Origin of the sequence: Rossellomorea arthrocnemi (assembly GCF_904424705.1) — a bacterium.
Lineage (GTDB): Bacteria > Bacillota > Bacilli > Bacillales > Bacillaceae_B > Rossellomorea > Rossellomorea arthrocnemi.
Window position 1 is genome coordinate 113,649 of record NZ_CAJGBF010000012.1, and the last position, 20,419, is coordinate 134,067.

A 20,419-nucleotide genomic window follows, 5' to 3' on the forward strand; every position below is an offset into this window, starting at 1 on the left:
CATATACCCGCATGAACAGAAGAGGGACGGACCTTTGAAAGGCCCGTCCCTCATTCCACACATATATATTTTAGGGACGGACCTCAACTCCTAGGACCAAGTCTTAGGAAAGAAGGTCCGTCCCTCTTATTTCATCATCGGATGCTGATCGAGGCTTTTGAAGGTATAGCCTCGTTTTTTAAGGTCCTGGATGGCTTTTTCCAGTGCGTCTGCGTTGTCTTTGGAGACGGAGTGCAGAAGAATAATGGCGCCGGGGTGGGCTTGGGCCATGATGTTGTCATAGGAGTACTTCCATCCTTTTTGCTGATCGGTCTTCCAATCGATGAAGGCAAGTGACCAAAAGACGTGGGTGTAACCTTCTTCTTTCGCGATTTGAAGCGTCCGTTCTGAGAATACGCCCCTTGGAGGACGTAGATATTTCATTTCTTTTTGCCCGGTTAATTCTTTTGTTTTTACTTTCACTTTTTCAAGTTCTTCCCGGATTTTCTGGTCGGAACTTGCCGTGAAATCGGGATGATGCCAAGAGTGGTTTCCAATGATATGTCCCTCTTTCACCATCCTCTTGACGAGATCTTCTGCGCTAAGTAAATAATGTCCTGTCACAAAAAAAGTGGCTGGTACTTTTTCCTGCTTCAAGACATTGAGAATCTTTTCTGTGTAGCCATTTTCATATCCATTGTCGAATGTGACATAGAGTACTTTTTTATCCGGTGAGCCTTTATAAAAGGCATCGTACTTATCGAGCAGCTGATCATAGGCAGCTCCCGCTTCCGGCTGCACTTCATTTTGACTCTTTTTGAAACCCCAGCCGATCGGATTATTTGATACTGCATAAGCCTCGGCCGGTATGAGCAATACTAAGATTGCCGCTATTATCAACACTTTTAGTGTATTTCGCAAAATAGAACCCTTCTTTCACTTCCGTTTCCTTTAGTTTTTGAGAAGTGGAAGGATTCATGTGTACTAAAAGTATCCAATATTCCAATCGGTAGTTACTGCCTAACGTTTAATTCTTTTGCAATTCCACTTCAAACAAATCGATAATTTCAAGGAATCTTTCAGCTTCTCTAAATGTGTGATCAGCCAGTAGAGGATGGATGTTGCTTTTAATCCTGCATTCTTCAATTAATTCTCTTGCGGTCTTCTTGAAGTCACGTAATGACACCACCGATACTTTGTTTTGATTTAAAAATTGATTCAGCATCGGTTTTGTTTCCGATTGTGGACGCATGGAATCTAAATCAATTGCTTGGAAAACCAGTTGATCGAAATCATGACTGAACTCTCTTGCTTGTTCTACTAACTTTCGTTCTGAGGGATCCAATAAATGCCCAATAAACTTTGCATGATCGGCCATGATTCTGAGGAAAAATACATTTTCTTGAATAATGGAATCCTCTTCAGGTACAAGTTTCCCTTCATTCAGTTCCTGAAGGCGTTTGGCAAAGAATGCCGCTTCTCTGCTAATATGATCCACCAATAATGGAAAATTATTAGAGCGTATTTCGCATCGTAAAGTCAAACCTAACACCTTCCGCTTATAATTCCAAATCGCAGCAGCCGCTTGATACACTTCGCTGTTAAATGCCTGGATTTGACGTATATCTGTGTTAACAGAGTATTTATTCAGTTTCTCTTCAATTCTTTCGAAAAGCGTAATGAACTGGTTTGCTTCTTCAATTAATTGCTTCTGTTCATACGTAAACCCCAAGCTCAGAAACAACGCATGCTCCTTCATAATTCTCGACCAGAATTGAATTTCATCTAAAGATCGAGCCACAATCGGATTTGCCATATATTCTTCCCCCTCCACTCTCACTCTTCTCCCTCATACTTATGTAGATGTATATAAGATATTACTTTAAAAATCGTGTAACCATATAAAAGGAAAAAGCAAAAAGACTCCTTCTTTTGTACAAAAAGGAATCTTCAAGAGTGGCTGACTGATGAGTTTAAATGACTATATATCTTTTATCAAAATAAGGCGAATATCTCAGGTCAACCTGATATGTCACCTTCCGCCGAGTCAGGTACGTCCCGTTATTAGGTCCGTCCCTCTACTCAAAAAACGTTTGATACTTCGTCGCCATTTCAGTTAGTTTCCCTTCATGTTCTTCGATGAAGGCGGAGACGGTTTTTTTATCCCAGATGTCTTTCTCTTTTGGAAAGTCGCTGAATTCTTTGGACAAACCTGCGACCATTTTATCCCTGGAAACGGATACCATGGATTCATCGACAGTGAAGTGGTATTCCTTCGCATTGGGCACAAGGAGCGTCAAATAGATGGCATTGTAGTAAAAGTTCTTACGGTTAACGTTGGTGCCGTCGAACCAGTATTCATTCACATCGCTTTCAGACAGCTTTCCTTTCTCAAAGCCATATGTAACCTTCACCATTTCGCCGGAAAGATCGATTTCCTTGATCGTTTCACCACCGGGCAGTTCCTGCAGGATCGCCTGTACTTTCGAGTTATCTCCTACATAGGTTCCGCTACTTTCCTTTAATGTATCCACACTAACATCCTCGATGGAGGTGATATCCGCTTCTTTTTCAGGATTCGCGGCACAACCGGTCAAAAAAACCATCAAGGTAAGAATCAACATGCCGAATAATTTATTGAAAATCATACTAGCCCTCCAACTTCTGTTTGTATGACATACGATTAAACGCCCTGTAAAGTTTCATTTCTTCACCTATATTAACATAATTACCCATCAAAAAAACCACCCCGCAACCCGTACGAGGTGGTACCTTCTTCTTATATAAAAACTTTCTCCTTGAACTGCGCCAGCTTTTCCAAAGAGGATTTGTCGACTTCTTCATGAAGACTGTTTCCGTGTGAATCCATCGTCACAACGGCGGTGAATCCTTCCACATTCAAATGCCACATCGCTTCCGGAATACCGAACTGCATTAAATCAACACCATCTACACCCTTAATACAATCTGCGTAGTACTGAGCGGCTCCACCGATGGCATTCAGATACACTCCGCCATGATCCTTTAAAGCAGCAAGGGTTTTCGGCCCCATTCCACCTTTCCCGATAACAGCACGGATGCCAAAGCGTTTCATAATGTCCCCCTGATAAGGTTCCTCACGGATAGATGTCGTCGGGCCTGCTGCTTTCACATGCCAGTTCCCTTCATCATCTTTCAGCATGACCGGTCCGCAGTGGTAAATGATTTGACCGTCAAGATTAACCGGTGCATCGTTTTCACTCAGGTGTTTATGGATCGCATCACGTCCTGTGTACATGCGGCCATTGATGTGGACGACGTCTCCCACTTTCAGTTCACGGATTTTCTCTTCTGTGATCGGGGCTTCAAGTACCACAACATTCGGCTGCTCCCCTGAAGAAGCAGCTGCCGTTTCAAGCTCGGCTTCCGATCCTTGTGTGAGGTCGATTTTATCGCCTTCCTGATAAAACCACTCGTCGACACCGCCTGTTGCTGCGTCAAGCTTCACTCCTAAACGGCGGAACGCCCAGCAGTTATATGCAACGGATACGAAGAAGCTTGCAGGGATACGGTTCATGACGCCAACTTTACATCCCAGAAGCGTTGTTTCCCCGCCAAATCCCATGGTACCAATGCCGAGCTCATTCGCATTGTCCATCACATACTCTTCCAACTTACGAAGGTCGTCATTCGCATTCACGTCATCAACAGAACGGAATAATTGTTCTTTGGCAAGATCATAACCAGAAGAACGATCTCCCCCGATTCCAACTCCGATGAACCCTGCGCTGCAGCCTTGTCCCTGAGCCTGATACACTGAATGCATCACACATTTACGGATCCCATCCAGGTCACGTCCGGCACGCCCAAGCCCTTCAAGCTCACATGGAAGGCTATATTGAATGTTTTTATTTTCACAACCGCCGCCTTTTAAGATCAGGCGCGCATCGATATAATCCTTTTCCCACTGCTCAAACTTGATGACAGGCGTCCCAAGACCAAGATTGTCCCCTGAATTCGCCCCAGTAAGAGAATCTACAGAGTTTGGCCGAAGCTTCCCGTCCTTTGTCGCCTGTACCATGGCTGCATAGATTGCTTCCTTAATCTCAAGCTGATTCACGCCGATGGGGGTTTTTATTTTAAAAGTAGGAAGACCTGTATCCTGACAAATCGGTGATACATTGTCGTCCGCCATCTTAACGTTATTTGAAATCGTGTCCAGGCTCATCGCCGCACGGGTTCCTGCATTTTCACGTGCTTTCGCCGAGCGTATTGCACGCCGCACGTCCTTTGGCAGATTCGTGGACGTTTCCACAATCAAATCGTACATACTTTGCTGTAATGTCTCTTTATTCATCGTTCTCCCCCTCTAAAGATCTCAAACAGTCTCAATTTTCATTCATTATTATACTCCTATAAGAATGAGATTGAAAGGGATTTCACAATGGAATTTCCTTCTCGAAATAACAGGAAACCCCGTCTTCATTTATCAAGATGAACCCGTTATTTTTATAAAAATGGATGGCGTCCGCCCACAGTTTGTTCGTTTCGAGGAAGAGTCTCTGTACCCCAAGGGTATGTGCTTTTGCCTCAAGATGTTTTAGCATGATGCATCCCAGTCCGCGCTTTCTAAAGGGAGATAGCACTGACATCCGGACGATTTGATACGTATCCTCTGATTCTTTTCGAATCGCTCCGGTACAGATGATGTCTTCATTCTCTTTTCCTACAAAAAAATGATGTGCCGTTCCGTCATATTCCACGGAAATGTCATGGATATCAGGATTCAAGGAATGATCGATAAATCCGAATCGTTCCAGGAATCCAGATAAAATCACATTCTTCGCCTGCTCGCTTTGGTGTTTTTTAATAGGTGTAATAATCACGCGGTGTCTCTCCTTTAATAGAACGTTTTGTATTAAAGTTAGACATTATTGTGGAGAAATCCTGCTTGTGCATTCTTGTCCTTTAAGATGCATAGGATGGAAATGGGGTTATCGCCCGTTGTGGGGAATGATCAACCGAAGTTTCAATTTATTGACCGTTCTTTCAACCTAGCGACCAAAATTACCCATATATCGACGATTCTACATAACACGACACATTCCGCCAACCATACCATAGACGTCAAGGTCCGTCCCTCAAAAAAATAAGAGCCCATCCAGGACTCCTACTCGCTCTTCTTAAATTGTTCGCATTTCACTTCTATGTCATCGATCATGACAATCAGGCGATCGATATCGTCAATGTCCGCTTGTTCCGGGTCGATTGAGTCCAGTACGTCGACGAACAGGTTCAGTCGTTGTTTTAAATAGCTCACTTGTGAGTCTTTATCATTGATAGCTTTACCCAAGAGTTCTCTCTCCTTTCAATACGTTTACTATGGTAACCAATAACTTTCCGATTGACAAGGGCTGACCCTTTCTCAATAATGGATAGATGACCTACTCATAAAGGAGCTTTTACAAAAATGAAAACTGAAATTCTCTCCAAGAAAATGTCGATTGATCATGATCCTTGGGAGGCTTACTTAGATGTGGATGAACACGGGGATATTACGCTTTCCAATATCGAATTCACCACGACTACACTCTGCAATATGAGATGTGAGCACTGTGCCGTCGGATACACTCTGTCACCGAAGGATCCGAGTGCCCTGCCTATTGAACTGATCCTGCAGAAGCTCGATGACATCCAATCGCTTCGTTCTCTTAGTATTACCGGCGGAGAGCCGATGATGTCAAAGAAATCCGTTGAAAATTATGTATTGCCCTTACTTAAGTATGCACATTCCAGAGGCGTACATACCCAGATCAACTCGAACCTGACCCTGGATCTCGATCGCTATTTATTGATCGCTCCGTACCTCGATGTCCTGCATATCTCACATAACTGGGGAACGATCGACGAATTCATTGATGTCGGTTTTGCCAATATGGAGCGGAAACCAACGAGGGAGCAGCGTCGGAAGCTGTTTGACCGCATGATTGAAAACAGCCGTGCCCTTTCAGAACGGGGTGTACTTGTATCAGCCGAAACCATGTTAAATAAAAATACTCTGCCGTACCTCGAGAAAATCCATCATCAGGTTGTCGATGAAATGAAGTGCGGTCGTCACGAAATTCATCCAATGTACCCTTCTGACTTCGCTTCAAGCCTCGAGACTCTCTCATTAGAAGAAACGCGTGAAGCGATCCGGGATATTTTAGCATTCCGTGATAAGAATGTGTGGATGTTATTCGGGACTCTGCCTTTCTATCCATGCAGTTCTTCACAAGAAGATCTCGATTTATTGAAGGAACTTTACTCGGCTAAAAATGTGAGCGTGAGAAATGATCCGGACGGCCGTTCCCGTCTGAACGTAAACATCTTTACAGGAGATGTCATCGTCACGGACTTCGGTGATACGCCGCCACTCGGAAATATCACCAACGATACACTGCCTGACATTTTTGAAAAGTGGAAAGAGCAGCCTCTCGCGAAAGAATTGAACTGCCACTGTCCAATGGCCCGCTGTCTCGGACCGAATGTACTCGTGAAGTCAATGTACTATCAGGATGTAGACTTTTCGAAGAGAGAAGCGAAGATTTCTCGTTAAAGAAAGAGAAGGCTCAAATCTGTTGTGGATTTGGGCTTTTTGCATTCGGACCCTACATAGTTAACCTTTGTTTGTGTGCCACTCAATAAGAAGGATTTGTTGTGCCAAATTGTGAATATCCAGAAGGAACACTTCAAAATGTCCATTCCGGGGTCCGTCCCTCCTGCTGGATTCAAAAAAAGCACAACGGATATTTTTCCGTTGTGCTTTTATCCTATGGGTTTGCGGTCTTTTTTGGTGGTGATTTTTTCGATTGTCGGATCCATGAAGTTGTAATTCTGTTGTTTACTTTGTGCATAGATCTTGGCTCTTCTGGCTCCAAACCATACTCGCAGTGTAATGAAAGCCACGAGCAGGCTTCCAAAGATTAATAAATACTCCATCAATACCTCTCCTTTTTTTCTGAATATTCTAATTACTATAACATATTCATGAACATAATAAAAGAGTGAAATTAGGTTTTACCCGGTTTCACTCTTCATTAAACATTTATCTTGGAGATTCACTTGCCATGAACCCGAAGTGGACATGATCCTGAACCGGTATCCAGGCTCCGACTCCTTGAGAAGTAACGTTTTTGACGACGATAGAACGTTTAGTTCCTTTCATGACGAGGAATACTTCCCCATAGGTCACTTTTCCTTTTTCGTTGATAGCTGGTGCATATGCATAAAGGTAACCAAGTCGTTTAGGGGAAATGTTGTAAACCTGGTCCTTCTTAGTCCCTGCCCCTACGATCGTTTGGAATGCAAGTGGCAGCTTGGATTTATCCATGGCTTTGATGAGCATCATTTTTTCCACATCATCTGCATGGGGAACCTTTGCCGTAAGTCCACCCTTCACAACCTTCTGTGCTTCCTGTACATAATGAATTTGATAATTGGATTTTCCCCCGCGGTTATCGAAGTAATTGGTGTTGACCTTTTGATACTCCCAGTTCGGTGAAGTTTCCGTTGATGCATAGTTCAGGGGCCATTCCCCGAGATAGATGGTTGCACGAAGTCCGATTGTCGGTGCTTTATTAACAGTGGACTCGTTCAGTATCCGGATCAGATTCGGGTTTTCGATTCTCACATTGGAAGTTTCAATCAGTTCCTGACTCCATTCGCTCGGTTGCAGATACGGCTGATCCTGCGTGGAGTTGGGATACGTATTCTCCTTGGCGATATTCAATACGGAGTTCGGGATTTTCACCGTCGTATCCGCTTTCGGAGCTTTCTCCGTTTGTGGTTTACTTTCTTTTTTCGGATTATTTTCAGCGTGAATCCCTGTGGTTGCAACAAAGAATGCAAGAATGACCATAAGAGCAGTGCGCATAAGTTTCATGAATTTGACTCCTTTCAAGCTTTTAAGGGTTTGCCGTTAGTTTTTCCTAGAAGATTTAGCTTATCCCAAAAAGTTTATTCGAAGAATATTAGGATTTTCATGCTGACAATGACGAGGAAGCGACCGAACTTTATCTACAAAGCACATTGGGGTTTTCGATCATTCCAGAATTCCCTGAAAAAAGCCATGAAATCCGTTTTAGGATTTCATGGCTTTTCTTAATCTTCATCCCCATGTTTCTTTGAACATGTAAGAATGGTGCAGACCGGGTGTGAAACAATCTTCTTCCCTTTCCAAAGGATGAATGCCCTGATCGTCAAACACTCGGTCATTCCGTGATTTTTGGGGATGTCTGCTGAATAGTATCCGTCTTCATCCGGGATCGCAGGATTTGGCTGGATGATCGGTTTCAAATGGCCTTCCAGCACCTCAAAATATACTTCTATCTGTTTTGTGCTATCACACTGCACTTTCCCAGTGATACATGCTCCACTGCAGTTTACAACCACCGGAACATTCAAGGACAGTTTTGGATGTTCTTGGGATTCATCTGAGATCTTCTTCCCTTTTATAGAAGTTCTTTCTTCATGATAAGGAACAACATGGGGACTTATATTTGAAGGCTTTTCTATGTCTCCACTCGAACACTTATCATCATCCTTTTCCTGGTGGGAAGGGTTACATTCGAATTCACCCCCAACGCCTTCTTCCCCTCTCACTTCGCCATTGGAGTTATCCGGATCCATTTCTTCCAACTCTATCTTTGGATGTGGGCATGTGCAATGAATCTTGACCGTTTTCTTCTCAAGTTTCATTTCCTTTCCGTCTATCAAGGCTGTTGCCTGAATTACAGCTTCTTCGGATATATGTGAATCAGGGGTAAGCACCGCTTCATATTCTCCGTCTTCATTCGTTTCGATGATATCGGGTGTAATGGTCGCAACTTCAGGAGTGATTTCCAGCTTGATACTCGCATTGCCAACAGCTCTTCCATTACAGGTGAATTTCCCCGTAATCGCTGCTCCCACGCATTCAATACAGTCCGGTACACAGAGTGTCAGCTTAGGCTTTTTACAGTGGAGACACCCTGCATGAACGAACACCATTTCCGAAACCGCTTTTCCATTTATCTTGGCATTCGCCGTAAATGGCACCTCCCTGAATGGGGTATTCGGAGGCACGAAGGCAAGGGTTGAAAATTCCCCGTTCTCATCTGTGCTAACAACAGAGGGCTTAAAGGTTAACACTGGACTCGAAAGCGTGACTTCTTTTTTTGCCAGTGGAAACCCTTCACATGAAAGACAGCCGGAAATGATTCCTTTACAATTCAGCTTTTTACTCTCTTTGATATGAATCTTTGGATGCTTACATCGACAATCGATGGTGATCTCTTTAGTCGCAACGACCAGTTCGCCTTCAATGGTGGCCGTCGCTTTGATTGAAATGGTTTCCGTGACTCCGAGTCTTGTTCGGAGGATGGTGACGTACCTTCCTTCTTCATCAGTCAATGATGGATTCGGATCGACCTCTACTGCATCGGGTGTCGAAGCCGTTACAATAAACGAAATCCTCGCATGCTTTACAGGGGTACCGTCGCATGTCAGCCTTCCCGTTAATTTCGTTCCTTCGCAGGTGACGGTCTCACAAGGAACTTCAAGAGATAACTTAGGCTTTCGGCACTTTTTGCATCCTGCTATAACGTTTTCCCTAGTACTGATGGTTTTCCCATCAATTACCGTTGTTGCTGTATAAGAAGCTGGTTGAAATGGGGTTCCTTTTCTTACGGTGACAACGGAGGAAAACCTTCCGTTCTCATCCGTAATGGGATTGGGTGTCTGGAACATCAGGATGGATGAACCTGTCAATGTGACCGGTACATTCGCCTGCGGGACACCATCACATGTGACTTTGCCAGAAATAGTTGAGCGGCAGTCGATTTTTTTCAGCCTGTTTAACTTAATGACCGGATTCCTGCATTTCACACAGCGTACCGTCACTTCCCTCGTTTCGGAGACTACCTTAAGCCCGCCGATTTTCGTGACGGCCGTAATGCGAATCGTTTCATTTACATCCGGGAACGGAACCAGTGTCGCAGTGTATCTTCCATCACTCAGTGTAATCACTGGATTGGGGGTAATGACAACACGATTGGAAACGGATTCTATAATAAAAGAGATCGCCGCATTCCTGATCGCAATTCCATCACATACGAGCCTCCCCCTGATCTTTGTACCTTTGCAGTCGACAGGACAAGGAACCGGGTCCAGTGTCAGCACTGGGTTTTTACAGTGGATGCAATCCACTCTTACAGATATTGAATCATAGATGGTCTTCCCGATGACGACGGCCGTGGCTGTGACAATGACATTCGGAGTAATCGGTGTCCCGGGCGCTACCGACACCCTCGTCGAAAACCGGCCAGTGCTGTCCGTGACCGGTGTCGGATCATCAAAGACCAAGCCCGCAAACGAAGATGTAAGTGTAACCGTCACACCTTGAAGGGGCTGATAATCACACAGCACTCTTCCACTGATGACGCCTTCACAGCTGATAGTGCCAATATCGTCTAATTGTATGGTTGGATTCGTGCATCCTTCAAATGGAAAGATCCCTGGACATCCATTGGGAGGTAAATCGATTTTGCAATCAATGACTTTACCGTACGTCGGTTTTTTCTTTTTTCTCACACTACTCATTCCTTTGCACAAAAACTCTCCTGTTATCTTATTCAAAAATGAGTAGGCGGTTCTCACGGAGTTTATTTTCCAACAAAAAGACCCGGCAGAAGTTTCTGTCGGGTCTTTCCGTTACAACTATAGTAAATAAAACCCGATTCCCATGATGAAATATGCCGCAAGAAGCGTCAATCCTTCAAACCAGTTCGTTTCCCCATCATTGGAAATGACGACAGTAAGTAAAACTGCGGACACCATGGCCACCAGTTCCGGCAACGTAAACACAAGGGACATGCTGTTTTCAAAAAATAACGATATCAGTACCAGGACAGGGGCTACGAACATAGCTACCTGCAGGGTGGAACCGACGGCGATCTCCACAGCGATATCCATCTTGTTTTTATACGCCATAATCACCGCCGAAGCATGCTCGGCTGCATTCCCGACGATGGCAACGATGATAACCCCGATGAAGAGCTCGCTCCACCCAAAGGCTTCCCCGACCTCTTCAAAGGTATGGACAAGGCGTTCTGATACATAGGCAACAGCAACAGTCGAGGCAGCCAGGATAAAGAGGGCTTTCCCTTTACTCCACTCAGGCTCCTCATCATGCCCGTGTTCCCCTTCGCCATTCTCACTCTGATACACACCACGATGCGTCACGAGTTTGAAGAACAGGGCAAATAGGTAAAGGGCGATCAAAATGACCGAAATCCCGATGGAAAGGCTCATTGTCTTCGTTTCATTCATATCCATGGAAAACACTTCAGGGATGACGAAAGCTACGATGATAGCGAACATTAGGAGACCTGAGTTATGACGGGCATCGAACACATTGAACTTCTGACGCTTGAACTTCACACCCCCGACGAAGAAGGACAACCCGGCAACAAGGAGCAGATTCCCCAGGACGGACCCGGTCAGTGAAGCCAAAACAACTCCGATCAGACCCGCCTTCAACGCAAAGATGGAAATGATCAATTCAACGGCATTTCCGAAGGTGGCATTTAAGAGACCTCCTATTCGGGGCCCCGATACAACGGCTAAGCTTTCCGTCGCTCTTCCCATAAACGCCGCCAGGGCAATGATCGTTATACAATAGACGACGAACATGATGACACTTGGCCAATGAAGCAGGGAGCCGATCACGGAAAGCGGGACCCCTGCAAATACAAGGAGAGAAAATACTTTATTCACGTTAGCGATCCATCCTTTTTTTTATATTTGGTTAAAATAGTCCTGTTTAGACACATTATAGATAGAACCCAATTAGGAGGGATATCCATGGCACAAACCTTGAAAGATAAAATAGTCGAGCTTCTTTCTCATCACAAAGTCGGAACTCTTGCCACTATCCGTGACAACAAACCGTATTCACGATTTATGATGTTCAATCATGACGATCTTACTCTTTACACGGCAACCAACGAACAGGCACACAAAGCAGAAGACATTGCACAGAACCCACATGTGCACATCCTTCTCGGCTATGACCATGATTCCGATCATGAACACTATGTAGAAATCGAAGCAGAAGCATCCGTTGAACACTCCACGGCGGTGAAAGAGAAATTCTGGAACGAACAGCTCAAGCACTGGATTCCAAGCGCCGACGACCCGGAATACCTCCTCCTCAAACTCACCCCCACAACCATCCTCTACTACGAAAAACCTGGCAGCGAACCCCAGGAACTGTAGAGAAACTGTGTGAGGACGTTTGAGGGACGGACCTCTAAACAGGGGAAGCAAGATGTTTATTTCAGTTTTTTGAGGGACGGACCTTCGAAAGGATCGAAAGCTCTATGGCTTTTATCCATTCGAAGGTCCGTCCCTCACTACTTTTTACCCTACCAGTTCAAATGTTTCTTCAATTTTAATGCTGTCCTGTACTGATTGCACCATGGAGCAGTTTTTGCGAGTAAGCTTCATGGCTTTTTCGATTTTGGATTCGTCAAGGTCCGTCCCTCTGATGGTGAAGTGGAGAGAGATGGATTCGACGCGGTTGGCTTCGGCTTCGTTGCGGGTCACGTCGGCTTTGATGTGGATGTCGTCGAACTCGATGCGCATCTTCTCCAGTACTTTGCGGAGCACTCCCCCACTGCAGACAGCGACGGATGACACCAGTAATTGGAATGGGCGGAAGCCATACTCTTCGTTACCCGATACCTCCAGTTTTCCAAACCCTAAATCTGTATAAAATCCGCCTTCCTGCATTTTATATTCCATTCCTTTATCATTCCTTCCTTAATATGTTAGTAGATGTTTTGATTTTACTCTATTCCCTTCTTATTGCCAAACATTGAAATTGAGGGTACCATCAAAGAAGGTATTTACTACGGTTGGGAGTTTTGACAAATGAATCAAACATTAGCCTTCCGTTTCAGGGTCCTCGTCGGGATCGTCGCCATTTCCGGTTTTTCCCAGGGGATGCTCCTTCCCCTCATCGCCATCATATTTGAGCAGGACGGCTTGTCCTCCTCCCTGAACGGACTAAATGCAACAGCCCTCTACATTGGAATTCTATTGGCCTCCCCTCTCATGGAAAGGCCACTGCAGAAAATCGGCTATAAACCAATGATCATCATTGGAGGAATCATCGTAGCTGCATCACTATTACTGTTCCCGTTCTGGAAATCCTTCTGGTTCTGGTTCGCGCTCCGCCTATTCATCGGAATCGGTGATCACATGCTCCACTTCGCTACCCAGACATGGATCACTTCTTTTTCACCGAAAGAGCACCGGGGACGGAACATATCCATATATGGTGTCTCCTTTGGAATCGGATTTGCCGTAGGGCCCATGATGACACAGCTTATTACGATCCACCAAGCCTTACCATTCATCATTTCTTCGTTATTAAGCTTGACGGTATGGATGTTCGTCTTTAAATTGAAAAATGAATTTCCCGAACAGCAGAACATTGGCAGTGCCACATTCCTTGGATCGTTCCAGCGCTTTGGTAAGGTTCTCAAATATGCATGGGTCGCCTTGCTGCCACCACTTGGGTATGGCTTCCTGGAAGCTTCATTAAATGGGAACTTCCCTGTTTTCGCCCTGAGAAATGGACTCTCCATTGATGCCGTAGCGATTCTCCTCCCTGCATTTGCAGTGGGAAGCATCATTTCACAGGTACCCCTTGGAATCTTAAGCGACAAATACGGTAGACAGAATGTCCTGCTCATCGTCATGATGATCGGATTCCTGTGTTTCTCGGTTGCCGGAATCGTATCCGAATCAACGATTGGCCTGTTCATTTGCTTTACACTTGCCGGTATGGCAGTCGGATCGACGTTTTCCCTCGGAATCAGCTACATGACGGATCTCCTGCCTAAGGAATTACTTCCTGCCGGAAACATCATGTGTGGAATCTTCTTCAGTTTCGGGAGCATGATCGGTCCATTCATCGGAGGGATCACCATCGACTGGTTCAAAGGATCAAGTTTTTTCTATTTGATTGCCTGCATGATGCTGATGATTTTTGTAAGTCTCCTTGTCTTTTCCATGCAGAATCGACGAAGAGAAATAACCCAGAATAACTAGCACAAAATACTTCCCATCCTCATATACTTGTGATAGGATATAGATTATAATAATTACAAATTACTAACTTCATATAGTTTCAACGAAGAGCACGTGTCGTTTGCTGTCACCTTTCACTGGTGGCAGCTTTCGTCGTTTTATAGGGGTATTGACGTTGATTATTATTCTCAATGAGAATCTCTTATTTTCATTTAACCAAAAGGAGGAATACACAATGAGCTCACAATCCAAAGCCTTATCCATGGGGACACCGAAAGATAACATACACTTCCTCGAAAAAATAAAGCCTCATGCAGAATTAATCGCTGCCCTCATCAGCGGTGTGTTCATTTTACTGGGATGGCTGACATCAGATGAGGACTCAGGCATGAGCATCATCTTCTACCTTCTCGCCTTTGCCATCGGAGGATTCGCCAAAGCAAAAGAAGGAATCGAGGAAACTATTGAAAACAAAGAACTGAATGTAGAAATGCTGATGATTTTTGCCGCTGTCGGATCCGCTATCATCGGTTATTGGACGGAAGGTGCGATTCTCATCTTCATCTTCGCCGTCAGTGGTGCACTCGAAACGTATACAATGAACAAAAGCCAGAAGGAAATCTCAGCCCTCATGCAGCTGCAGCCGGAAGAAGCATGGCTCATCACCAGCACAGGCGAAAAGAAAGTCAATGTTTCAAGCCTCGAAATCGGTGATCATATCCTGATCAAACCAGGTGAACGGGTACCGACGGACGGTGTAGTCGTAAAAGGCACCACGTCCATCGATGAAGCAGCGATTTCAGGAGAAGCCGTTCCAGTTACAAAAGGACAGCGGGATGAAGTGTTCGCAGGAACGGTCAACATCAACGGTGCTATCACGGTTGAAATGACCAAACCGAGCAGCGAAACCCTTTTTCAAAAAATCATCGACCTTGTTCAATCGGCTCAAAGTGAGAAATCCCCTTCCCAGCAATTCATCGAACGCTTCGAAGGTACGTATGTTAAAGTTGTGCTCGCCGTTGTATTCCTGATGATGTTCCTCCCTCACTTCCTCCTTGGATGGAGTTGGACGGAAACATTCTACCGGGCCATGGTCCTCCTCGTAGTCGCTTCTCCTTGCGCACTCGTAGCAGCCATCATGCCGGCAAGTTTATCAGCGATCTCAAACGGTGCCCGTCACGGAATCCTTTTCAAAGGTGGTGCCCACCTGGAGAACCTGAGTAACATCAAAGCGATTGCCTTTGATAAAACAGGAACATTGACGAAAGGGAAACCCGTTGTAACGGATATCCTGATTGCTGATGATTTGAATGAACGAGAGGTGCTCGGCGTCGTTGCTTCCATTGAGAATCAATCTAATCACCCACTTGCTCAGGCCATCGTCGGTCACGCAACCCGGGAGCTTAACGTGGAACTTACCCAGCCTGATTCTCTTGAAGATGTATCCGGATGGGGAGTCAAAGCCCTTGTGAACGGGTCAGAATGGAAAATTGGGAAAGCCGACTTTGTGGATAAACTGTTGGCGGAACAATTTATGAACGGAGCTTATGAAAGAATTGCCGCTGAAGGAAAAACAACAGTGTTTATCGCAAAAGAAAACGAAATTGTGGCTCTGATCGCCTTGAAGGACGTGGTGCGGAACGAAACCATTGAAGCCCTGAAGCTCTTGGAAAAAGAAGGCGTCCACACGATCATGCTGACAGGTGACAACGAAAAAACAGCCCGTGCCATTGCAGAAGAGGCAAAGGTCTCAAGCTTCATTGCCGAGTGCCTGCCGGAAACGAAAGTAGACGAAATGAAAAAATTGAAGCAGCACTTCGGTACGGTCGGTATGGTAGGGGATGGTATCAATGATGCCCCTGCTCTAGCGACAGCTAACGTCGGTATCGCCATGGGTGAAGGAACCGACGTCGCCCTCGAGACAGCCGATGTCGTTTTGATGAAAAACGACTTGACCCGTATCGCCGAAGCCATCAAGCTATCGAAAAAAATGAAGCGCATCGTACAGCAGAACGTCGTCTTTTCCATCGCCGTCATCATGCTGTTGATCGCCTCTAATTTCCTGCAGATCCTCGACCTTCCATATGGTGTCATCGGTCATGAAGGTAGCACGATTTTGGTTATTTTAAATGGCCTTCGTTTATTAAAATAATGCTCAGGGAGCATCCACCCATGAGGGGTTGGGTGCTCTTTTTCAGCTGAAAATATAGTGTATCCCTCAGTATTCTCCTATAATCCACACCCCACCACGTGCCTCTCCCATTTATCCACAAAGGTTTTGCGACCGTTTGAGATTGATCGACCTTAATTTTCATTTCATCTACCTTTCTGCAATGATCGATAAAATCCGCAACCTCCTTCAGCTACCAATTATGGGTGCGCCAACGTTTAACAAACTCCAATCAGTGGTAAAAATCACTATACGACGATTAGGAGGTTCAAAAATGGGACATAAACTCGCAGGGCAGGCAGCCGCAGATATTATGGAACAATGGAAAGTCAAGCATGTATTCGGTCTTCCAGGTGATTCAATCAATCACTTTGTTGACGTACTTCGAAGTGAAAAAGAACAAATTGAGTTCATCCAGGTCAGACATGAAGAAGTCGGGGCTCTATCCGCCTCATCCTATGCAAAGCTCACAGGAAATATCGGGGTATGCTTATCCATTGGCGGTCCCGGGGCCATTCATCTCTTAAATGGTTTGTATGACGCAAAAGCCGACGGAGCACCCGTATTGGTGTTGGCAGGGCAGGTCGCAACAGAAGAGCTCGGCATGGATTCATTCCAGGAGGTACATTTGGACCGCGTGTTTTCAGACGTGTCCGTTTTCTGTGAGCGTGTGTCCTCACCTGAATCACTTCCCGACCTGATGAATCAGGCGATCCGGACCGCTTATGCTAAAAAAGGTGTGTCTGTGTTGATCATCCCTGATGATATCCCTGGTCAAAAAATCAAGGACTCCATAAAAGATACATCAAGCATCCCGGCGGTGACCATTCCCGCTCCCCTAAAACAAGACGTGAAGACCGGAATGGAATACGTACATAAAGCGAAACGTCCGGTCATCCTTGCAGGAACGGGGTCCAGGCATGCAGCCCGAGAACTGGAGGTATTTGCAGAAAAAATCGCAGCGCCGGTCATTTTTACACTTCCGGCTAAAGGCATTTTCCCTGACAAACATCCCCATAATCTTGGACAGCTCGGTCAAATCGGAACGAAGCCCGCTTATGAGGCCATTGAAGAAGCCGATTTGCTTATCATGATCGGGACTTCATTCCCTTATCGGGATTTTCTCCCAGATGATACACCTGCCGTTCAGATTGATACAGACCCTGCACAAATCGGGAAGCGGTATCCAGTCACTGTCGGGATCGCAGGAGATTCGAACCTCGTCCTGAAGCAATGGAATCAACAGCTCCCGGACAAAGAGGACCGCTCCTTCTTGGAAGAGTGTCAGAACAATATGAACAACTGGTGGAAGCATGTTGAAAAAGACGAAATCGAGGAAACCACTCCCATCAAGCCTCCTCAAGTCATCGCAGCCCTTCAGAAGATTGCTGCCGATGATGCCACCCTATCCGTCGACGTCGGCAATGTGACCGTCTGGACGGCCAGACATTTCAAAATTACCAGACAAAAGATGATTGTCTCGAGCTGGATGGCGACCATGGGCTGCGGACTTCCAGGTGCCATCGCAAGTGGCATCGCTGAACCCGGACGCCAGGCGATTGCCGTTTGCGGCGATGGAGGTTTTACGATGGTCATGCATGATTTCGTCACGGCAGTCAAATACAAACTTCCGATCATCGTTGTGATCATGAACAATCGGAAGATCGGCATGATCAAGTATGAGCAGGAATCGATCGGTCATTTGGAGTATGAAACCGATCTCCAGGACATTGATTTCGCTCAATTTGCCAAAGCCTGTGGAGGTGAAGGGTATCGTGTCATCAAGCACGAGGACCTCAAGCCTACCTTTGAAATGGCTTCGAAATCCAATAAACCGGTCATCATTGATTGTGTCATTGAAGATCAGCCCCCTCTTCCAGGGAAAATCAATTTCGAGCAGGCAACAGGCTACTCGAAACACGTCATGAAGAAATTCTTCAAAAAGCACGAAGCCGAAATGCCACCGCTTAGAAAAGCGTTGAAAAGACTATTTTAAAAAAGGGTGAGCCTGTAAAAGGGCTCACTTTACCTATTGGAGGAATGAATATGAACAGCATATCCGTCATTCAGTGGATTCTCCTTACCGTCATCATGCTCGCATTGCTGATCCCCATCGGACTTATCCTTTATTTATGGCTGACAGATGAAAAACAAAAAGAGCATGCAGTGTTAAGGAATTTCCCTGTTCTCGGGAAAATGAGATACATTCTTGAGAAGATAGGACCTGAACTGAGGCAGTACCTCTTTCATAATGACAACGAAGGAAAGCCCTTTTCAAGACTTGAGTACACCAATACCGTCATGGCAGGAAAATATAAATCCCGGATGCTTGGCTTCGGCTCTGAACGGGACTTCGAAAAGGAAGGCTACTACATTCGTAACACCCTTTTCCCTGTCCAGCGGGATGAACTCCGTGTCGACAACTCTCAAGAAGTTCCAACCAAAGTATACAAACTCGACAAAGATAATTTGCTCAGCCGAAGGGAACATCGCGAAGAAACAGAAGCAGCCCCCTTTCTCCTGAAGGACGAAGATGCTCCGATCATAGGCCAACAAACCTGCAGACATCCTTTTAAGGTAAAGGGACTCGTCGGTCAGTCCGCCATGAGTTACGGTTCCCTCGGTGAAGCAGCCATCACAGCTTTATCCACTGGTCTGAACCTTGCTTCGGGATCCTGGATGAACACGGGTGAAGGAGGATTATCCAAACATCATCTTAAAGGCGGAGTCGATATCATCTGCCAGATCGGCCCCGGTTTATTCGGTGTCAGAACGAAAAATGGTGAATTTTCCTGGGAAGAATTTAAGAACAAGAGTGAGCTGAAAGAAGTGAAGGCCTTCGAATTAAAACTCGCACAAGGCGCCAAAACCCGTGGCGGTCACGTTGACGGAAAAAAAGTATCACAGGAAATCGCCAACATTCGTAACGTTGAACCATGGAAATCCATCGACAGCCCGAACCGATTCAAGGAATTCAATTCCAATGAACAAATGCTGGACTTTATCGAACAGCTCCGGGAAGTAGGGGGCAAACCCGTTGGAATCAAACTGGTCGTCGGGAACACGGATGACATCGAGAATCTTGCCTCCTACATGGCTACTTCAGGGAAACATCCCGACTTTATCACGGTAGATGGAGGAGAAGGAGGTACAGGGGCATCCTACCAGGAACTTGCCGCTTCAGCCGGAGTCCCGATCAAAACCGCCCTCCCTTTCCTTCACGACACACTTGTAGATTACGGAGTCAGAGATAAAGTGAAAATCTTTGCATCCGGCAAACTATTAACACCAGACAAGATTGCCTTTGCCCTCTGCCTTGGAGCTGACTTTGTCAACATCGCCAGGGGACTGATGTTCTCTGTAGGCTGCATCCAGGCCCAAGTATGTCACACAAATAACTGTCCAGTCGGTGTTGCCACCACGGACAAAAATCTTCAACGTGCACTCATCGTCGAAGAAAAATCGTTCCGCGTCTGCAACTACATCATTTCCCTGCGAGAAGGCCTTTATAATCTTGCCGCTGCCGCTGGAATCGATACACCGACGAAGTTCGGACGGGAACACATCGTATTCCGGGATGAGGAGGGACGATTACATCCCATCAAGCCGGAAAAAGCAATGTCTTAATGGAATGCTCTTTTCGGAAAGATTGTTGTTTTTGAACAATTTGTTGCTTGAGCACTGTCAACCGGTGTTGGGGGGACGGCAAGGGGGACTGCTTTGCTTCAGCTAAAACGAACGGGGTATCGGCACACCAGATCCCAGCCGGCGTCTACGCAGTGCCCTCGCCATCTACAGAACTCAATAGTGACAAGTGGTGATGGAAAGAGCAGAACGTTGATCGCTCAACATTTAGAAAGAAGCTAGAGTTAAAAAGAAAGGTATTTTATATGTCTATTTCAGACACACACGCTTAGAAAGTTGATTGGAACGGAAGGTGCTCGACTCCCTCGGGAAAAGTTATAATATCAGGTCTTACAACCGTTTTATTTCTCTATTAAAATTTTTTAAAAATCATCTCGGCTAAATATCTTCCTTTTTTTATCATTTGTTCAAAATAAAGGGATATATGCTTACGCGTTGCGTTGAGAAACTGGAAGGGTCTCCCTTATTTTTCAGTGATGGGCACATTTGATCTCTGCTTATTAGGTAGACTTACCCTCCCATATCTCC

The 20,419-nt window shown here is 45.5% G+C and carries 17 protein-coding genes; 6 read left to right on the forward strand and 11 right to left on the reverse strand.

Features of this window, described 5'->3' with window-relative positions; translation table 11 throughout:
• Positions 1–126: 126 nt before the first annotated feature.
• The 6 genes from pdaA to BAA9072_RS16210 form a co-directional block, all read right to left on the reverse strand.
• The gene (gene pdaA / locus BAA9072_RS16185; protein ID WP_408015244.1) at positions 127–900 is read right to left on the reverse strand and encodes a delta-lactam-biosynthetic de-N-acetylase; all 774 of its coding nucleotides are present in this window, start codon (positions 898–900) and stop codon (positions 127–129) included.
• Positions 901–1,006: 106 nt separating this feature from the next.
• Positions 1,007–1,795 carry a DUF2935 domain-containing protein gene (locus BAA9072_RS16190; RefSeq protein ID WP_201715723.1) on the reverse strand — a complete coding sequence of 263 codons (789 nt, stop codon included), beginning with the start codon at positions 1,793–1,795 and terminating at the stop codon, positions 1,007–1,009.
• A gap of 262 nt (positions 1,796–2,057) precedes the next feature.
• Positions 2,058–2,627 carry a DUF4825 domain-containing protein gene (locus BAA9072_RS16195; RefSeq protein ID WP_201715724.1) on the reverse strand — a complete coding sequence of 190 codons (570 nt, stop codon included), beginning with the start codon at positions 2,625–2,627 and terminating at the stop codon, positions 2,058–2,060.
• A 131-nt stretch (positions 2,628–2,758) separates the two neighbouring features.
• Complete coding sequence (locus BAA9072_RS16200) at positions 2,759–4,315, reverse strand: fumarate hydratase (RefSeq protein ID WP_201715725.1); 1,557 nt, start codon at positions 4,313–4,315, stop codon at positions 2,759–2,761.
• Between the two features lie 82 nt (positions 4,316–4,397).
• Positions 4,398–4,844, reverse strand: a complete 447-nt coding sequence (locus BAA9072_RS16205) for a GNAT family N-acetyltransferase (protein WP_201715726.1) — start codon at positions 4,842–4,844, stop codon at positions 4,398–4,400.
• Between the two features lie 284 nt (positions 4,845–5,128).
• The gene (locus BAA9072_RS16210) at positions 5,129–5,311 is read right to left on the reverse strand and encodes an SE1561 family protein (protein WP_201715727.1); all 183 of its coding nucleotides are present in this window, start codon (positions 5,309–5,311) and stop codon (positions 5,129–5,131) included.
• 117 nt (positions 5,312–5,428) lie between these two features.
• Here BAA9072_RS16210 and yfkAB point away from each other — a divergent pair, with 117 nt between their 5' ends.
• Positions 5,429–6,556: a radical SAM/CxCxxxxC motif protein YfkAB gene (yfkAB, locus tag BAA9072_RS16215; protein ID WP_201715728.1), complete on the forward strand. Its 1,128-nt coding sequence runs from the start codon at positions 5,429–5,431 to the stop codon at positions 6,554–6,556.
• A 209-nt stretch (positions 6,557–6,765) separates the two neighbouring features.
• On the opposite strand, the gene BAA9072_RS16220 is transcribed toward yfkAB, so the two are convergent.
• The 4 genes from BAA9072_RS16220 to cax all read right to left on the reverse strand — a co-directional run bounded on the left by BAA9072_RS16220 (position 6,766) and on the right by cax (position 11,754).
• A complete protein-coding gene (locus tag BAA9072_RS16220; RefSeq protein WP_201715729.1) occupies positions 6,766–6,939 on the reverse strand; it encodes a hypothetical protein in 174 nt (57 codons plus the stop codon).
• A 106-nt stretch (positions 6,940–7,045) separates the two neighbouring features.
• Positions 7,046–7,882: a YfkD famly protein gene (locus BAA9072_RS16225; RefSeq protein ID WP_201715730.1), complete on the reverse strand. Its 837-nt coding sequence runs from the start codon at positions 7,880–7,882 to the stop codon at positions 7,046–7,048.
• A gap of 218 nt (positions 7,883–8,100) precedes the next feature.
• Positions 8,101–10,569, reverse strand: a complete 2,469-nt coding sequence (locus BAA9072_RS16230) for a hypothetical protein (protein WP_201715731.1) — start codon at positions 10,567–10,569, stop codon at positions 8,101–8,103.
• A gap of 126 nt (positions 10,570–10,695) precedes the next feature.
• The gene (gene cax, locus BAA9072_RS16235) at positions 10,696–11,754 is read right to left on the reverse strand and encodes a calcium/proton exchanger (protein ID WP_201715732.1); all 1,059 of its coding nucleotides are present in this window, start codon (positions 11,752–11,754) and stop codon (positions 10,696–10,698) included.
• A gap of 87 nt (positions 11,755–11,841) precedes the next feature.
• Between cax and BAA9072_RS16240 the strand changes: the two genes are divergently transcribed.
• Complete coding sequence (locus BAA9072_RS16240; RefSeq protein ID WP_201715733.1) at positions 11,842–12,255, forward strand: pyridoxamine 5'-phosphate oxidase family protein; 414 nt, start codon at positions 11,842–11,844, stop codon at positions 12,253–12,255.
• Between the two features lie 144 nt (positions 12,256–12,399).
• Here the strand turns inward: BAA9072_RS16240 and BAA9072_RS16245 are convergent, their stop codons facing one another.
• Positions 12,400–12,783, reverse strand: coding sequence for an OsmC family protein (locus BAA9072_RS16245; protein ID WP_201715734.1), 384 nt, complete (start codon positions 12,781–12,783; stop codon positions 12,400–12,402).
• Positions 12,784–12,912: 129 nt separating this feature from the next.
• Between BAA9072_RS16245 and BAA9072_RS16250 the strand changes: the two genes are divergently transcribed.
• From BAA9072_RS16250 to BAA9072_RS16265, 4 genes are all read left to right on the forward strand, one after another.
• The gene (locus tag BAA9072_RS16250; protein WP_201715735.1) at positions 12,913–14,097 is read left to right on the forward strand and encodes an MFS transporter; all 1,185 of its coding nucleotides are present in this window, start codon (positions 12,913–12,915) and stop codon (positions 14,095–14,097) included.
• A 214-nt stretch (positions 14,098–14,311) separates the two neighbouring features.
• Positions 14,312–16,228 carry a heavy metal translocating P-type ATPase gene (locus BAA9072_RS16255; protein ID WP_201715736.1) on the forward strand — a complete coding sequence of 639 codons (1,917 nt, stop codon included), beginning with the start codon at positions 14,312–14,314 and terminating at the stop codon, positions 16,226–16,228.
• A gap of 292 nt (positions 16,229–16,520) precedes the next feature.
• The gene (locus BAA9072_RS16260; protein WP_201715737.1) at positions 16,521–18,242 is read left to right on the forward strand and encodes a pyruvate oxidase; all 1,722 of its coding nucleotides are present in this window, start codon (positions 16,521–16,523) and stop codon (positions 18,240–18,242) included.
• 50 nt (positions 18,243–18,292) lie between these two features.
• Positions 18,293–19,873 (forward strand): FMN-binding glutamate synthase family protein, encoded by a 1,581-nt coding sequence (locus BAA9072_RS16265; protein ID WP_201715738.1) that lies wholly within the window; start codon positions 18,293–18,295, stop codon positions 19,871–19,873.
• Positions 19,874–20,419 lie beyond the last annotated feature (546 nt).

Coding starts and splice junctions, on each gene's coding strand:
- BAA9072_RS16260 (WP_201715737.1), top strand. CDS start 16,521: ATGGGACATAAACTCGCAGGGCAGGCAGCCGCAGATATTATGGAACAA.
- BAA9072_RS16200 (WP_201715725.1), bottom strand. CDS start 4,315: ATGAATAAAGAGACATTACAGCAAAGTATGTACGATTTGATTGTGGAA.
- BAA9072_RS16240 (WP_201715733.1), top strand. CDS start 11,842: ATGGCACAAACCTTGAAAGATAAAATAGTCGAGCTTCTTTCTCATCAC.
- BAA9072_RS16195 (WP_201715724.1), bottom strand. CDS start 2,627: ATGATTTTCAATAAATTATTCGGCATGTTGATTCTTACCTTGATGGTT.
- BAA9072_RS16250 (WP_201715735.1), top strand. CDS start 12,913: ATGAATCAAACATTAGCCTTCCGTTTCAGGGTCCTCGTCGGGATCGTC.
- BAA9072_RS16225 (WP_201715730.1), bottom strand. CDS start 7,882: ATGAAACTTATGCGCACTGCTCTTATGGTCATTCTTGCATTCTTTGTT.
- BAA9072_RS16220 (WP_201715729.1), bottom strand. CDS start 6,939: ATGGAGTATTTATTAATCTTTGGAAGCCTGCTCGTGGCTTTCATTACA.
- BAA9072_RS16190 (WP_201715723.1), bottom strand. CDS start 1,795: ATGGCAAATCCGATTGTGGCTCGATCTTTAGATGAAATTCAATTCTGG.
- BAA9072_RS16245 (WP_201715734.1), bottom strand. CDS start 12,783: ATGGAATATAAAATGCAGGAAGGCGGATTTTATACAGATTTAGGGTTT.
- BAA9072_RS16265 (WP_201715738.1), top strand. CDS start 18,293: ATGAACAGCATATCCGTCATTCAGTGGATTCTCCTTACCGTCATCATG.
- BAA9072_RS16255 (WP_201715736.1), top strand. CDS start 14,312: ATGAGCTCACAATCCAAAGCCTTATCCATGGGGACACCGAAAGATAAC.
- yfkAB (WP_201715728.1), top strand. CDS start 5,429: ATGAAAACTGAAATTCTCTCCAAGAAAATGTCGATTGATCATGATCCT.